Source organism: Staphylococcus canis (assembly GCF_016238445.1).
GTDB classification, from domain to species: Bacteria; Bacillota; Bacilli; order Staphylococcales; family Staphylococcaceae; genus Staphylococcus; species Staphylococcus canis.
Genome location: NZ_JABANU010000001.1, coordinates 89,770 through 106,110, shown reverse-complemented (window position 1 = coordinate 106,110; position 16,341 = coordinate 89,770). Strand labels below are relative to the sequence as shown.

Here is a 16,341-nt window from a genome sequence, read left to right as displayed (position 1 = left end):
TCATCTTTTATGTATATAAAAAGAGTGGTCGAGAAATCTTTATTGTAAAATTTCATCGTACCACTCTATTCAAGTTGCTAGAGCTTCCTATATCTAGTAAAACTTTTCTTTTCAATACACGTTATCTTAGTCATTTTTAAACTATAAAAAAGCAAGATTGTATATTAATCATTTAAACTTTCGATATACTCTTGTACACTTTCTGCAGCAATACTGCCATCACTTGTTGCAGTAACGATTTGACGTAATCCTTTTTCTCGTACGTCTCCTGCGACATAAATACCTTTAACGGCTGTACTCATGTCATCATTTGCTACAATATATCCCGCTTCATTTGTAATACCTAAGTTTTCGAATGGTTTAGTTAAAGGTTGCATACCGATATACACAAATAATCCATCCGCTTCAACTGTTTGTTCAGTACCATCCACTGTTGATACAAGTGTTAATGAACCTACTTTACCATCTTTTTCATTTACTGTTTTTAATGTGTGATTCCAGATGAAATCAATTTTTTCATTTTTGAAAGCACGATCTTGAAGGATTTTTTGTGCGCGTAGTTGGTCGCGACGGTGTACAATTGTCACTTTATCTGCAAATTTAGTAAGATATGTGCCTTCTTCTACAGCTGAGTCTCCGCCGCCGATAACGTAAATATTTTTATTTTTAAAGAATGCACCATCACATACGGCACAATAGCTGACACCGCGTCCACCTAGTGACTCCTCACCAGGCACGCCAAGTTTTTTATACTCTGCACCAGTCGCAATAATAACAGCTGTTGCTTCCACTTCACTTGTACCTAAATCGATGACTTTATAATCACCTTTATCTTCAATACCTTTAATGTCTCCATATTTATATTCTGCACCGAATTTTTTTGCATGTTCGAACATTTTACTAGATAAATCCGGACCAGAAATCATTTCAAATCCTGGGAAGTTCTCAACTTCTTCAGTATTTGCCATTTGTCCTCCTGGAATGCCTCGCTCAATCATAACTGTTTTTAAGTTAGCTCGAGAAGCGTATACAGAAGCCGTCATACCAGCAGGCCCTGCACCGATAATTGCAACATCATATCTTGTATTTTCTGACATGAATCGTTCCTCCTCTTAATATCATCATTCGCATTTTATACCATTTTATTACCTCGCGCAAACTCATATGCTCAATAGGGTATCTACGGCACTCTTAAGTTTATCAACAGTCACAGAAAACATCGTTGCAATTTGTTGTTCTGTATAATCTTTCACCGTCGTTTTAAAATAGAGGTACACTACAGCTGCCACGTATGCATCTATTTGTTGTGCATCCACCTCATGCTCTAATAAACTTTCAGCATAATTAATCCAACTTAAGAATACTGTCGTTTCCTGTCGGGTCACTTTATTACGTTGCAAACGTTTCATACCTTGATGAATAAAATCGAGTTTTGTTAGTTGTAAATCTTGTGTAAGATAGGATAAATACAACTTCTCATAATTACCCATCTCGTCAATAATACTCCAAATCTCTTTAGTCATTAATACTTCTATAGCATTGATTTGATGCATTAAAAATAAACCATATAAACGACGATGTTGATCATCACTTTGTATTAAAGGCTTAACGTACTGATTAAAATACTCCACAGTTTCATCAACAATCCACGGTGGTGTACCTGGATGTACTTTTGAAATTTCAGTTAAACGTTCCCAAAAATATTCACTTTGCGTCTTATTTCCTAGGTAATAACTATTAAACGCTAATGCGTGATATAATTGTACCGTCTGAAATTTCCCCTTTTTATACAATGGCACAAGTAATTGTTGGGAAGAATCATATTGTTTAAGGTAACTTAATACAATCCCTAACTTGAAGGATTCATCATCACTCATTGGTATTACTTTATTCAGTAACTTTACATAATGATTGAATGATTCGGTTTCATTCATATTATATAACAACAACGTATAATGGCATAAAGCGTAAATATCTGTACTATCTTCTTTCAATAATCTTTCGAACATAGATTTAGCGATTTTATTTTCACTTAGATATAAATAACACATCGCAAGTAAATTACGAATAATTTTATGTTCTTGAATGATTTCATCTTGTCTTAAAATATATTCTCGTGCTTCTAATAATCGTCCTTGTCCAAACAAATGTTGAAAGATAATTTGAACAACAAATAATCCACTCTCTAATTCTAGTTGGTCCTCATTATGAATTGACACTTCAAACATGCTTTCAAGTTCATCTCTATATGCTTCATCTTGAGTTAAAAATGCATAATTCAATCCAAACAAATATGCTTTATTTGGTTCATTTAAATCGATATTGAGTTGGCTTAATTCATAATAAGCAACTTCTAGATTTTCATTTTGACTAATCATTTCAAAGTATATCGCTTCTGCTCGTTGTGGTTGCCCGAGTTTTGCATATGATTGAGCAATATGGTGTTTAGCATCAAAGTTTTCCGGTGACAATTCTAACACTTTATCATAATACTGTTTAGCTTTAGCATACTTTTGTTGATTAAAATTTTGCTTAGCTAAGCGTTCATAAATTGAAACATCCGAATGAAGTCGAATTACATTTTCAAGTTGTGTCATCCTTGTCACCTCATTTCTTAATCTTTTGTATAAATTTGTACAGGATTCCCATAAGCAGTAGCATAGTCAGGAATGTCCTTTGAGACTACACATCCTGCCCCAACTTGTACATGATGGCCAATGTGCACTCCTGGTAATATTGTCACATTGGCACCTATCATTGTATCGTCTCCTATTACAACCTCACCTGTACGAAAAGATTGTGTTAAATATTCATGTGTGAGTATTGTTGCATTATAACCAACAATCACATTTTTGCCAATGGTTATTTTTTCTGGATATAGTAAATCTGGTAACGCTTTATACGCAAAAGCTGTATGTTCACCAATTGTCATATTAAGACATCGACGATAAACCCATCTTTTTAAACGTACAAAAGGGATGAATCGTGAAATTTCAATGACAATTGTATTTTTTAAAATTTTGCTAAATCGTATGTAACGATACATGTGCCAAAGTGTATTAAACCCTACAGCTGGTAACGATTGTAATCTTCTCTTCATTTAACGTCGATCCTTTCTTTTCTCAGGCCACGTTAAGACATTTACTTGACGGTATCGCGGTATATTATATTTCGTACGTCGCCATACGATCATGACTATTCCTAAAATGATAAGCAAAATAGACATTAATTGAGCAATTCGTATAGTATCTGCTAACATCAAGCTATCTGTGCGCAATCCTTCTACAAAAAAGCGTCCAATTGAATACCAAATTAAATATCCAAAGAATGTTTCTCCTATACGAAGATGCTTACGAATCGAAATTAAAATGATGAATCCTAAAATGTCCCATAATGATTCATACAAAAATGTCGGATGATAGTAGACACCCTTGATATACATATTATCAATAATAAATTGAGGTAAGTGCAGGCCTTCAAGGAAAGAACGTGAGACAGGTCCTCCATGCGCCTCATGATTCATAAAATTACCCCAACGCCCAATGCCTTGCGCTAAAATAATACTAGGAGCAACAATATCGCCTAGCTGAAATGGGTGCCAATTTTTGATATACGCATAATAAATGCCCATAGCAAATGCGCCGATTAATCCACCATGTATTGCAATACCACCAAGCCAAATCATCGGAATTTCGACAGGATGTTGCAAGTAATATCCCAAGTTAAACAATACAAAATAAATTCGCGCAGTTACAATAGCCACACCCACACTAATCAAAATCATATTGATGAGGTCATCTTCTTTAAAGCCTACACGTTGTGCACTTTTTTGAGCAATCCAATACCCAATTAAAATTGCCGTCGCAATGATGATACCGTACCATCGAATCTGAATAGGACCTAGCGTAAACGCGACGGGATCGATATATCCTAGATTCATGACGAAGCTCCTTTACTATTTTTCATAATTTCAGCGTTTAAACGTTCATTAAATTCTTCAGCAGTATTAATGCCCATTATATTTAGTCGGTAATTCATTGCTGCAACTTCGATAATCACCGCAACATTTCGCCCTGGTCTTACCGGTATCGTTTTTTTAGTAATCTCTGTATCTAATATCTTTAATGTTTCTTGCGATAAACCAACACGGTCATATAACTTATCTTCACGCCATGTTTCGAGATTAATATTTAAGCGGATTCGTTTTTGTGTAAGAATAGATCCGGCACCAAATAAAGTCATCACATTAATAATACCTAATCCTCGGATTTCTAATAAATGTTCAATAATTTTAGGCGGTTTTCCAACAAGTTGATCTTTCGTAATCTCTTTAATCTCAACATTATCATCTGCAACAAGACGATGTCCTCTTTTTACAAGCTCTAAAGCTGTTTCACTTTTCCCGATTCCAGAGTCTCCAGTAATCAGTACACCGACACCATAAACGTCTACTAGTACGCCATGAAGAGACGTTGATTTTGCTAATTCATGCTCTAAATAAGTCGTTAATCGCCCCATCACACGTGTCGTTGCTTCTTTCACTGAAATAATTGGGGTATCTAATTCTTTTGATGCTTGTAGTAACTCTTCAGGTGCCTCATGTCCTCGTGTAATAATAATGGCTGGTGTGTCTGGTCGACATAATTTACGCATGCGACCGTGACGTTCTTCATCTGGTAGTAAATTATAAAAAGAGAGTTCTGTTGTCCCAAGTAATTGTATACGATCAGAAGCGTAGTGTGAAAAGTAGCCAGCCATTTCTAAACCAGGTCTTGAAATATCAGTGTTACGTATTGGACGATTTAAGCCTTGATGTCCTGACACTACTTCAAAATTAAATCGTTCAATTAAATCTTTTGTTGTTAACATATTGTCACCTCAATATCTATTCTCATCTGTCACATTCAACCAAATCATAGCATGCAACTCATTTTATCCAAATGAACCTTTTAGATAAAATCGATTATGTCCTATATTATACACGACGAACAAATTCGGTAACACTCTCAAAACATATAAAAAGCGCGAGGTTAGATCCTTTCGCGCTAATTATACCGCTACTTAAACTTTTCTAACCCCGCTACTTATCTTGTTTACAGCTCAATTCCGATGCTTTTATTTATCGTTTCGATTCATTTGATTTTTAATCTCTTTCACTGTCTTCTCTATTTCTTTAAATGGATCAACCTTTCCACGTTCCTCGAACATACCTTTACGACTCCATTGATTTAATCCCTTTTGTAAGGTATCAGACATATTTCGAAACGTATCAAACACAAAATCTTCAACATCAGAAGCTGAATGTTCGCGTTGCTCTGATTCATTTTGTACTTGCTCGTTTGAAGTATGTTGTGTCTGTTCTGATGACATAGCATCTAATAAAGTCATCGCTTCATCTACAGTAATTTTGTCTTCTTTTAAAAGTTCTAAAACTTTAATCCGTCCTGTATTATTCATGCATTGCCCTCCATTCGTTTACGATCTCGTTCTAAAATCGATTTCAAGTAACGTCCTGTATAAGATTCCTCGTTTTGCGCAATAACTTCAGGCGTTCCAGTCGCTATAACAGTACCGCCACCTTCTCCACCTTCAGGGCCTAAATCAATCAGGTGGTCAGCTGTTTTAATAACATCTAAATTATGTTCTATAATGACGACCGTATCGCCGTTATCCACAAGTTTATTAAGCACTTTTAGTAAACGATTAATATCATCAACATGTAAACCAGTTGTTGGTTCATCTAAAATATAAATAGATCGTCCTGTTGAGCGCTTGTGTAATTCAGACGCCAGTTTCACACGTTGTGCCTCTCCACCTGAAAGTGTTGTTGCAGGTTGTCCAAGAGTAATATAACCAAGTCCTACATCAACTAATGTTTGAAGTTTACGTTTGATTTTTGGAATGTTGGTAAAGAAGTTTGTTGCATCTTCAACTGTCATTTCAAGGATGTCTGATATATTTTTACCCTTATATGTGACTTCTAATGTCTCACGGTTATATCGCTTACCATGGCACACTTCACATGGGACGTAAACATCTGGAAGGAAATGCATTTCAATTTTGATAATACCGTCACCTTTACATGCTTCACAACGTCCACCTTTAACATTAAAGCTAAAACGTCCTTTTTGATATCCACGTACTTTAGCTTCGTTGGTAGAAGCAAAAACATCTCGAATATCATCAAACACACCCGTATATGTGGCTGGATTTGAACGTGGTGTGCGGCCAATTGGTGACTGATCAATGTCTATAATTTTATCAATCTCTTCAATACCTTCAATAGCATCATGATCTCCGGGTTTAATTGTAGACTTGTTAATAGATTTAGCTAGTGCTTTATATAACACTTCATTAACAAGTGAACTTTTACCTGACCCTGATACACCCGTTACAACGTTAAGAACTGAGAGTGGTATATCTACATCTATATTTTTTAAATTATTGCTTCTTGCTCCTTTGATGGCTATTTTTCTATCTGTAACTGGACGACGTTGCTCAGGTAGTTCGATAAACTTTTTCCCACTTAAATATTGTCCAGTTAATGATTTTTTCTTACGCATCACTTGTTTAGGTGTCCCATTCGCAACAATTTCTCCACCGTGATCACCAGCACCAGGGCCAACATCTACAAGATAATCCGCCTCCATCATTGTATCTTCATCGTGCTCGACAACAATCAACGTATTACCTAAGTCTCGCATTTCTTTCATTGTGCTTATTAAACGATCATTATCTCTTTGATGTAGTCCAATAGAAGGTTCATCTAAAACATATAAAACACCTGAAAGTCGTGACCCAATTTGTGTCGCAAGACGAATACGTTGTGCTTCTCCACCAGATAAAGTACCAGATGAACGATTTAAAGTTAAATAGTCTAAACCAACATTATTTAAAAATGTTAGACGCTCAATAATTTCACGTAAAATCAATTCAGCAATCTTTGCATCTTGTTCTGAGAGTTCTAGATTTTGGAAATAATCCAACGCTTCATGTATTGATTTCTCCACTACTTCACCAATATTTTGGCTCCCAACATATACCGATAAAGCTTCACGACTTAAACGTTTCCCATGACACGTTTCACATGGTTGCTCTGCCATATATTTTTGCATCATTTCACGTACATATTCTGACGGTGATTCGTGAAAACGACGTTCTATATTAGGAATCACACCTTCAAAAGGCATCGTACGTTTTCGAGTCTGTCCATTTTTACCTTTAAAAGTAAATGTGATTTCTTTATCTCCAGATCCGTATAAAATGATGTTTTTTTGACGATCTGTTAGTTGCTTAAAAGGTTTGTCCATATTAATTTTATATACTTCACAAACACGTTTTAAAAGGGTTGGATAAAAATCAGAGCTTGTCGGTTCCCAAGGCACAATTGCGCCTTCTTTCAATGTTTTATTTTTATCTGGTACTACTAAATCTAAATCTGCCGTTAATTTTTGTCCTAACCCATCGCATGTTGGACAAGCGCCAAACGGGCTATTGAAACTAAACATTCTCGGCTCTAATTCACCTATTGAAAAACCACAAATTGGACAAGCATGTTTTTCAGAAAACTCTAATGGCTCACCATCAATGACATCTACAAGTAATCGACCATCTGAAAGCGCTAAGACCGTTTCGATTGAATCTGCGAGTCTTGTTTCAATTCCTGGTTTAACCACAAGACGATCTACTACAACTTCAATCGTATGATTTTTATTTTTATCAAGCTCTGGTACGGCTGTCACATCCATGATGTCTCCATCGACACGCACACGTACATAACCTTTTTTATTAATATCATCTAACGTTTTTTCATGTGTTCCTTTTCGATGTGACACAACAGGTGCTAGCAATTGAACCTTCGTACGCTCTTCTAACTGCATAATACGATCTGACATTTGCTGTACAGTTTGTGATTGAATTTCAATCCCATGATTTGGACAAAATGGTTTGCCAACACGTGCATAAAGTAAACGAATATAATCATAAATCTCTGTCACGGTCGCCACTGTTGACCTTGGATTTTTACTTGTTGTTTTTTGATCAATAGAGATTGCTGGTGAAAGTCCTTCTATCGTATCAACATCAGGTTTGTCCATTTGTCCTAAAAATTGTCTAGCATAAGCACTTAAAGACTCAACATATCTGCGTTGTCCTTCCGCATAAATCGTATCAAATGCAAGAGATGACTTTCCAGAACCTGATAATCCTGTCATAACTATTAACTTATTTTTTGGTAATTCAATGTCAACATTTTTTAAATTATGGGCACGTGCCCCTTTTACCACAATAGATGGTTCTTTCATATTTTTCACCCTTCTGATTTAAGTTCAAATAGCATATCTCGTAATTCTGTAGCACGTTCAAAGTCAAGCGCTTTTGCCGCTTCTTTCATTTCTTTTTCGATATTTTGAATCGTTTTCTCACGTTCTTTCTTCGTCATTTTCTTCGGTACTTCTTTACGTGCTTCCTCATTCTTATCTTCCGTTTCAAGTGTAGCACTAATCACATCATGGATACGTTTTTGTATTGTAGTCGGTGTAATATTGTGTTCCTCGTTGTAAGCCATTTGTATTTCACGACGTCGCTTTGTTTCATCAATGGCATACTGCATAGACTCTGTCACTTTATCCGCATACATAATGACTTCACCTTTACTATTACGTGCAGCGCGGCCAATTGTTTGGATTAATGAACGTTCAGAACGTAAGAAGCCTTCCTTATCTGCATCTAAAATAACAACTAACGATACTTCAGGGATATCTAACCCTTCTCTTAGTAAGTTAATTCCAATTAACACATCATATGTTCCCATACGTAAATCACGTATAATTTCGATACGTTCAAGTGTTTTAATTTCAGAGTGTAGATAATTTACCTTTACGCCTGCTTCTTTTAAATACGTCGTTAAATCCTCACTCATTTTCTTAGTTAATGTAGTAATTAATACACGTTCATTCTTATCGACACGCTCTTGAATTTCACTTAATAAATCATCAATTTGATTTTTCGTTGGACGAACTTCAATTTTTGGATCAAGTAAACCTGTAGGACGAATAATTTGTTCTACCATTTCATCTGTATGCTCTAATTCATATGGGCCTGGTGTCGCTGAAACGTAAACAAGTTGTTTCGCTTTTGACTCAAATTCTTCAAACTTTAACGGTCTGTTATCGAGCGCACTTGGTAAACGGAATCCGTGATCCACAAGTACATTTTTACGAGCTTGGTCACCATTGTACATACCACGAATCTGAGGCAATGTAACATGTGACTCATCAATCATAATTAACCAATCGTCTCCAAAATAATCTAATAAAGTATACGGTGTCGAACCAAGTGGACGTAAAGTAAGATGAACAGAATAATTTTCAATACCTGAACAAAATCCCATTTCTCTTAACATTTCTAAATCATAATTCGTACGTTGCTCTAAACGTTGAGCTTCTAATAATTTATTTTCACTTTTTAATTTTTTCAATTGATCTTGCAGTTCATTATCAATACGGTCAATGGCACTTTTCATCTTTTCATCACGTGTGACGAAGTGAGAAGCTGGGAATAGCGCAAAATGTTCTCTTTCACGAATTGTTTCCCCTGTTAAATAATTAATTTCACTCACACGATCAATTTCATCTCCAAAAAACTCAACACGGATACACATTTCATCACGTGATGCTGGGAAAATTTCAACAACATCTCCACGAACTCGGAATGTTCCGCGTCGAAAATCTATATCATTTCGTGTATATTGAACATCAACTAATTTACGTAACAGTTCGCTTCGGTCCATCTCCATACCCACACGAATACTCACGACTAAATCGCGATATTCTTCAGGATTACCTAAACCATAGATACAACTCACACTCGAAATAATAATCACATCATCGCGTTCAAACAGTGCACTTGTTGCTGAGTGTCTAAGTTGATCAATTTCATCGTTGATAGACGCATCTTTTTCAATAAATGTATCAGTAGACGGTACATATGCTTCTGGTTGATAAAAATCATAGTAACTTACAAAATATTCTACTCTATTTTCTGGAAAGAATTCTTTAAACTCACTATATAATTGGCCAGCCAGTGTTTTATTATGTGCAATAATTAGAGTGGGTTTACCGACCTCTTTAATAACATTACTCATCGTAAAAGTTTTACCTGTCCCTGTTGCTCCAAGTAATGTTTGATGTCTCTTTCCTTCCTTTATTCCTTTTACTAATTCTGCTATCGCTTTAGGTTGGTCCCCTTGAGGATTAAAATCTGAATTTATTTTAAACGGATGATGCTCCATTTACGTTCGCCCCCTAATAACAGTAATACAATTATTTTACCAAATTTCACTTTATAAATACAAACATCTGTTCGTTTATCAGTGAGGTACATCTTAGTATCGTTTGCAACACAAAAAGGATAAGACATGTGCTTTTTATGCCTCACCCTCTAAAATGATTCTTCTGATGTAATTTAAGTTGATCCACGATTATATATCCAGCTAAAATTGAAACAACATCTAAAAAGATAATCCATTCATCATGGAAAAATCCTTTATACACTGACGCACCAATTATAACCAACGTCACAATTGTTCCAATCCATTTACTTCGTGTTATAGCACTAAATATAACGACAAGCATGCATGGAAAAAAAGCAGCTAAGATATACCAAACTAATATCATCTGATCACATCTTTCTATCTTTTACTATACGCATCGTCGTTTCTTTCAACTCTGTACGTGGAATAAATCGTTCTGTCAACATTTCTGGAATAATGTTGTGAATAAAGTCTTGTACAGAATACAGATGATCAAATTGCATAATCGTCTCTAAACTCATTTCATATATTTCAAAAAATAAAGGTTCAGGATTCCGCTTTTGAATCTCACCAAATGTTTCATATAACAAATCAATTTTATCAGCTACTGACAAAATTTGTCCCTCTATTGAATCATCTTTTCCTTCTTGCAGACGCTCACGATAAATACTTTGATATTGTTCTGGAATGTCTTCCTTTATAAATGTATCTACCATCTCTTCTTCAACTTGAGAAAACAATTTTTTAATCTCACTACTCGCATATTTTACGGGTGTTTTAATATCCCCTGTAAAAATCTCAGCAAAGTCATGATTCAACGCTTTTTCATATAAGCTTTTCCAGTCAATCTCTTTACCATGATACTCTTCAACAGTCCCTAAATATTGTGCAATTTTAGTTACCTTAAAAGAATGTGCAGCCACATTATGTTCAAAATATTTAAACTTTCCAGGAAGTCTAATTAATTTTTCTAAATCTGATAATCTCTTAAAATACTGATGAACGCCCATTCCTAAACCTCCTATATAACACAAATTAATTACTGATAAATATAACACACTTTATAAATTTTATTCACTTATTAAACAAAAATTAGGAAAAGCTTCACATTTCATCTGATAATTATAGACACATTTAGGATTAGTTATCTTACGTTCACTAGCCAAACTTCGCTCCTATAATTCATTTCTCTAACTATAATACTACTCTTGTCAAGTGCTACTAATTTTTACATTTATAAGTAGTAAAGCACTTAATGTGACTCGTATCTTTTTATGTTGAACTCAAAATACTCGTTTAATGTTTGAATAATACCAAGCAAACAGTATTTTGCTTATAAAAAAGCAGCGTATCTCTTTTTGCACGACACGCTACTTTATAAACTGATAATCAAACACCTTAGATAATAGAGGTGATAATAGGTTTAACATATGCAATTATATTAACCTCTACATACACCTTACTTCATTAAACTTCTTAAATAAGCCTCTATGAATGGACCAATTTCACCATCCATAACAGCATTAACATTTCCTGTTTCTTCGTTAGTACGATGATCTTTTACCATGGAATAAGGATGGAATACATATGAACGAATCTGACTGCCCCATCCAATATCTTTTTGTTCTCCGCGGATTTCAGCAAGTTCTCGTTCTTTTTGCTCTAATTCAAGTTGATAGAGTTTCGCTTTCAACATTTTCATCGCTGCTTCTCTATTTTTGATTTGTGAACGTTCATTTTGGTTATTCACAACAATACCTGTTGGATGATGAGTAATACGAATTGCCGACTCAGTCTTGTTAATATGTTGTCCACCTGCGCCAGATGCTCTAAATGTATCCACAGTGATATCATCCGGATTAACTTCAATTTCAATCTTTTCGTTATTGAACTCAGGTATAACATCACAAGAAGCAAATGACGTATGACGGCGTCCTGATGAATCAAAAGGTGAAATACGAACTAAGCGGTGCACGCCTTTTTCTGCTTTTAAAAATCCATAAGCATTATGACCTTTAATAATTAATGTCACACTTTTAACACCCGCTTCATCGCCCGCTTGATAGTCGGCAACCTCTACTTTATAACCCTTTTGCTCAGAGTAACGTTGGTACATGCGTAATAGCATGCTTGTCCAATCTTGAGACTCCGTACCCCCAGCACCTGGATGTAATTCTAAAATCGCATTATTACCATCGTGTTCACCATCAAGTAGAAGTTGTAACTCGAAATCATCAAGACGTGATTCAAATTGACCTACAGTCTCTTCTAAGTCTTGCTTCACTTCTTCATCTTGCTCTTCTGATAGCAATTCATAAGTCGCTTCCATATCTTCAATTTCTGCTTCTAGCGCATGATATTGATTAACGATAGACTTCAATGCATTATTTTGATCAATAATTGTTTGTGCACGTTCTTGATCATCCCAAAAATCAGGTTCTGCCATCATTTCTTCATACTCTTGAATATTAGTAGTCTTATTCTCTAAGTCAAAGAGACCCCCTAAGTTGTTCAAGTTTAGAAGCATATTGTTCGATATAACGTTTAATTTCAGATAATTCCATAGTATTTTGAAACTCCTTTACGTTTTTCCATTATTTACCATGACAGTTTTTGTACTTTTTACCGCTACCACATGGACAAGGGTCATTTCGACCGACTTGCTCTCCTTTTACTATAGGTTGTGGTTTAGCTTTTTCTTTTCCGTCATTTGCTGAAACATGTTTTCCTTCAAATTCTTTTGTTTTTTCTCTTTCAACATTGTCATCAACTGTAATAACAGATTTTAAAATATATTTGCTGACATCTTCTTCGATACTTTGCATCATCATATCAAAGAGCTGATGCCCTTCATTTTGATAATCTCGTAATGGATTTTGTTGCCCATATGAACGAAGATGGATACCTTGTCGAAGTTGATCCATTGTATCTATATGTGATGTCCAATGCTTATCAATAGAACGTAATAAAATCATGCGTTCAAATTCTGGCATACGTTCTTCTAGTTTCTCTTCTTGATTTTGATAAGTTTTTTCAATTTTATCCCAAACAACATTATAGATATCTTCATGATCTTTACCTTTAATTTCAGAAATATCAAGATCACCTTCATGTAAGAAAATATCTTCAACTTGATGGATAAATGGCTCGTAATCTAAACTATCATCATCTTCATTAATATAATATTGGATGGTACGTTCAAGTGTTGAGGACATCATTTGTTTAACTAAATCAGAACTGTTTTCTTCATCGATAATACGATTACGTTCTTCATACATAATTTCACGTTGTTTACGTAATACATCATCATATTCAAGAATGCGTTTACGTGCGTCAAAGTTATTACCTTCAACACGCTTTTGCGCTGATTCAACTGCGCGTGAAACCATTTTAGATTCTATTGGTGTAGTATCATCCATACCTAAACGGTTCATCATTGCTTGCATACGTTCTGAACCAAAACGGACCATCAAATCATCTTGTAATGATAAATAGAAGCGACTATCACCTTTGTCACCTTGACGTCCTGAACGACCGCGCAATTGATCATCAATACGTCTCGATTCATGTCTTTCAGTACCAATAACAGCAAGACCACCAAGCTCTTCTACACCTTCTCCAAGCTTGATATCCGTACCACGTCCTGCCATGTTAGTTGCAATTGTAACAGCACCCTTTTGCCCAGCGCCAGAAACGATTTCTGCTTCTTTCTCGTGATTTTTCGCGTTAAGCACACTATGACGAATACCGCGTTTTTTTAGTAGATTTGAAATATATTCTGAAGTTTCAACTGCCACAGTACCTAATAATACTGGCTGACCTTTACGATGTTTTTCAATAACTTCTTCTACTACTGCATCAAACTTACCTTTTTGGCTCACATAAATTAAATCGGAACGGTCGACACGTTGTACAGGACGGTTTGTAGGAATTTGAGTTACTGTCATGTTATAGATGTTACGAAACTCTTCTTCTTCCGTTTTCGCTGTACCTGTCATACCAGCTAATTTGTTATACATTCTAAAGAAGTTTTGGAATGTAATCGATGCCATTGTTTTAGATTCATTTTGAATTTTAACGCCCTCTTTAGCTTCAATTGCTTGGTGCAATCCTTCAGAAAAACGTCTTCCCGGCATCGTACGACCTGTAAATTGGTCGACAATTAAAATCTCACCATCTGCAACCATATAGTCAATATCACGTTGTAATGAATATTGCGCACGTAACGCAAGGTTAATATGGTGAATAATATCTACATTCTTTACATCATACAAGTTATCAACTTTAAACATACGTTCTGCTTTGTCAATACCTTGTTCAGTAAGATGAATGTTTTTAGTTTGAATATCATAATTATAATCTTCTTCTGCTTTGAGCATTTTAGCAAAAACATTCGCTTGAGTATAAAGAGATGTTGATTGTTCCGCTTCACCAGAAATGATTAACGGTGTTCGCGCTTCATCAATTAAAATTGAATCGACCTCATCAATAATCGCAAAATTGAGAGGTTTCATAACTCGGTCTTCTTTATAATTGACCATATTATCTCGTAAATAATCAAAACCCAATTCATTATTAGTACTATATGTGATGTCTCGCGCATAAGCTTCTCGTTTTTCTTCTGTACTTAAACTATTTAAATTTAACCCAACTGATAAGCCTAAAAAGTTATAGAGTTCTGCCATTTCTTCACTTTGTACACTAGATAAGTACTCATTAACTGTAATAACGTGAACACCACGACCTGTAAGTGCATTTAAATAAGTAGGCATTGTTGCTGTTAAAGTTTTCCCTTCACCAGTTCTCATTTCAGCAATATCCCCTTTATGAATCACAATACCACCCATAATTTGAACTTTGTAAGGGGTCATATTAAATACACGCTTTGATGCTTCACGTACTAATGCAAAAGCTTCAGGTAATAATTTATCTAACTTATCTTCTTGCTTTCTAATATCTTCAATCGCTTGAACTTCTTGTTGAAATGATTGCGTCTTTTCTTTTATTTCATCATCAGTTAGAATAGCCATATCTTCTTCTAACGCAATAACTTTATCTGCTAATTTACTTAAACGTTTAACTTCTTTTTTATTACCGTCAAGTATTTTAGATAAAAAACTCATTTTGTTCGCTCCTTTAGCTCAAAAACTCTATCGCTTACAACAACTCATCATACCATTTTTGAGTATAAATTTATACTCATACACTAATTCCAATTCAAACAAGTGTTGTACATTCTATTCATACGAATATATAGTGAAGGTAAAAAAGAGGCAAGGCTACAAAGTATTTTATGGAAAACCCAAAAGTGGTCTCTGATACTCTAAAATACTTTTGCCCTACCTCTTTTTATTGAATCTATTCCTTTTGACATCTATTTGCATTTACAAAGTGTCATCTTCTACTAAAAAAGAACTCAATTAACCTATGCATTCATATAGGTTGCGTTATTATTCAGTTTCAATTAAGCCGTATTTACCGTCTTTACGACGATATACAATACTTGTGCCATCTGTTTCTCTATCATTGAATACGAAGAAATCGTGACCTAATAGATTCATTTGTAACACTGCTTCTTCAGAATCCATTGGTTTTAGACTGAATGTTTTAGAGCGAATAATCTCAATATCAGAATCATTCGTTTCTTCCTCAGCATCAGCTGTAATTGGTGATGCTTCTACAAAAACATCTTCTTCATAACCACGGTCTCGATTCTTACGATTAACACGTGTTTTATATTTACGTACTTGACGTTCTAATTTGCTACTGATGAGGTCAATACCTGCATATAAATCGTCATGACGCTCTTCTGCGCGTAATGTCACATTTTTTAACGGAATTGTGACTTCGATTTTTGTACTTGAATTGTGATAAGTTTTCACTTTTACATGTGCTGTTGCATTCGGCACATTAGTGAAGTAACGTTCAAGTTTACCGATTTTCTCCTCGATATAATTTCTAATAGCATCTGTGATTTTGAGGTTGTCTCCATGAATTTCAAAGTTAATCATAGTGCTCTCTCCTTTCAA

13 protein-coding genes are annotated in these 16,341 nt (G+C 35.0%); all 13 read right to left on the bottom strand.

Going from position 1 to position 16,341, the window contains the following annotated elements; translation table 11 throughout:
* Positions 1–164 precede the first annotated feature (164 nt).
* Complete coding sequence (gene trxB, locus HHH54_RS00500; protein ID WP_198616864.1) at positions 165–1,097, bottom strand: thioredoxin-disulfide reductase; 933 nt, start codon at positions 1,095–1,097, stop codon at positions 165–167.
* A 63-nt stretch (positions 1,098–1,160) separates the two neighbouring features.
* A complete protein-coding gene (locus HHH54_RS00495) occupies positions 1,161–2,597 on the bottom strand; it encodes a tetratricopeptide repeat protein (protein WP_198616863.1) in 1,437 nt (478 codons plus the stop codon).
* Between the two features lie 17 nt (positions 2,598–2,614).
* On the bottom strand, positions 2,615–3,100 hold the full coding sequence (locus HHH54_RS00490) for an acyltransferase (RefSeq protein ID WP_198616862.1): 486 nt from the start codon (positions 3,098–3,100) through the stop codon (positions 2,615–2,617).
* Positions 3,101–3,940 (bottom strand): prolipoprotein diacylglyceryl transferase, encoded by an 840-nt coding sequence (gene lgt, locus HHH54_RS00485; protein WP_198616861.1) that lies wholly within the window; start codon positions 3,938–3,940, stop codon positions 3,101–3,103.
* The gene (gene hprK / locus HHH54_RS00480) at positions 3,937–4,869 is read right to left on the bottom strand and encodes an HPr(Ser) kinase/phosphatase (protein WP_198616860.1); all 933 of its coding nucleotides are present in this window, start codon (positions 4,867–4,869) and stop codon (positions 3,937–3,939) included. The genes lgt and hprK overlap by 4 nt, the downstream gene beginning before the upstream one ends.
* Before the next feature lie 246 nt (positions 4,870–5,115).
* Positions 5,116–5,457: an SHOCT-like domain-containing protein gene (locus tag HHH54_RS00475; RefSeq protein WP_198616859.1), complete on the bottom strand. Its 342-nt coding sequence runs from the start codon at positions 5,455–5,457 to the stop codon at positions 5,116–5,118.
* Positions 5,454–8,303, bottom strand: coding sequence for an excinuclease ABC subunit UvrA (gene uvrA / locus HHH54_RS00470; RefSeq protein ID WP_198616858.1), 2,850 nt, complete (start codon positions 8,301–8,303; stop codon positions 5,454–5,456). The genes HHH54_RS00475 and uvrA overlap by 4 nt, the downstream gene beginning before the upstream one ends.
* Before the next feature lie 5 nt (positions 8,304–8,308).
* The gene (uvrB, locus tag HHH54_RS00465; RefSeq protein ID WP_198616857.1) at positions 8,309–10,291 is read right to left on the bottom strand and encodes an excinuclease ABC subunit UvrB; all 1,983 of its coding nucleotides are present in this window, start codon (positions 10,289–10,291) and stop codon (positions 8,309–8,311) included.
* 142 nt (positions 10,292–10,433) lie between these two features.
* Complete coding sequence (locus HHH54_RS00460) at positions 10,434–10,676, bottom strand: CsbA family protein (protein WP_198616856.1); 243 nt, start codon at positions 10,674–10,676, stop codon at positions 10,434–10,436.
* A gap of 4 nt (positions 10,677–10,680) precedes the next feature.
* Complete coding sequence (locus HHH54_RS00455; protein WP_198616855.1) at positions 10,681–11,322, bottom strand: YfbR-like 5'-deoxynucleotidase; 642 nt, start codon at positions 11,320–11,322, stop codon at positions 10,681–10,683.
* A gap of 449 nt (positions 11,323–11,771) precedes the next feature.
* Positions 11,772–12,876, bottom strand: a protein-coding gene (gene prfB, locus HHH54_RS00450; RefSeq protein ID WP_198616854.1) for a peptide chain release factor 2 whose coding sequence is annotated in 2 segments (ribosomal slippage) — positions 11,772–12,803 and positions 12,805–12,876 — 1,104 coding nt in all. Because the reading frame shifts where the segments join, the coding sequence is not laid out codon by codon here.
* A gap of 30 nt (positions 12,877–12,906) precedes the next feature.
* On the bottom strand, positions 12,907–15,435 hold the full coding sequence (gene secA, locus HHH54_RS00445) for a preprotein translocase subunit SecA (protein ID WP_198616853.1): 2,529 nt from the start codon (positions 15,433–15,435) through the stop codon (positions 12,907–12,909).
* A 327-nt stretch (positions 15,436–15,762) separates the two neighbouring features.
* Complete coding sequence (gene hpf / locus HHH54_RS00440; RefSeq protein WP_198616852.1) at positions 15,763–16,323, bottom strand: ribosome hibernation-promoting factor, HPF/YfiA family; 561 nt, start codon at positions 16,321–16,323, stop codon at positions 15,763–15,765.
* Positions 16,324–16,341: the final 18 nt, after the last annotated feature.

What these genes read in the sequence shown, in the direction of transcription:
- trxB (WP_198616864.1), bottom strand. Translation starts at nt 1,097, where the DNA reads ATGTCAGAAAATACAAGATATGATGTTGCAATTATCGGTGCAGGGCCT.
- HHH54_RS00495 (WP_198616863.1), bottom strand. Translation starts at nt 2,597, where the DNA reads ATGACACAACTTGAAAATGTAATTCGACTTCATTCGGATGTTTCAATT.
- HHH54_RS00490 (WP_198616862.1), bottom strand. Translation starts at nt 3,100, where the DNA reads ATGAAGAGAAGATTACAATCGTTACCAGCTGTAGGGTTTAATACACTT.
- lgt (WP_198616861.1), bottom strand. Translation starts at nt 3,940, where the DNA reads ATGAATCTAGGATATATCGATCCCGTCGCGTTTACGCTAGGTCCTATT.
- hprK (WP_198616860.1), bottom strand. Translation starts at nt 4,869, where the DNA reads ATGTTAACAACAAAAGATTTAATTGAACGATTTAATTTTGAAGTAGTG.
- HHH54_RS00475 (WP_198616859.1), bottom strand. Translation starts at nt 5,457, where the DNA reads ATGAATAATACAGGACGGATTAAAGTTTTAGAACTTTTAAAAGAAGAC.
- uvrA (WP_198616858.1), bottom strand. Translation starts at nt 8,303, where the DNA reads ATGAAAGAACCATCTATTGTGGTAAAAGGGGCACGTGCCCATAATTTA.
- uvrB (WP_198616857.1), bottom strand. Translation starts at nt 10,291, where the DNA reads ATGGAGCATCATCCGTTTAAAATAAATTCAGATTTTAATCCTCAAGGG.
- HHH54_RS00460 (WP_198616856.1), bottom strand. Translation starts at nt 10,676, where the DNA reads ATGATATTAGTTTGGTATATCTTAGCTGCTTTTTTTCCATGCATGCTT.
- HHH54_RS00455 (WP_198616855.1), bottom strand. Translation starts at nt 11,322, where the DNA reads ATGGGCGTTCATCAGTATTTTAAGAGATTATCAGATTTAGAAAAATTA.
- secA (WP_198616853.1), bottom strand. Translation starts at nt 15,435, where the DNA reads ATGAGTTTTTTATCTAAAATACTTGACGGTAATAAAAAAGAAGTTAAA.
- hpf (WP_198616852.1), bottom strand. Translation starts at nt 16,323, where the DNA reads ATGATTAACTTTGAAATTCATGGAGACAACCTCAAAATCACAGATGCT.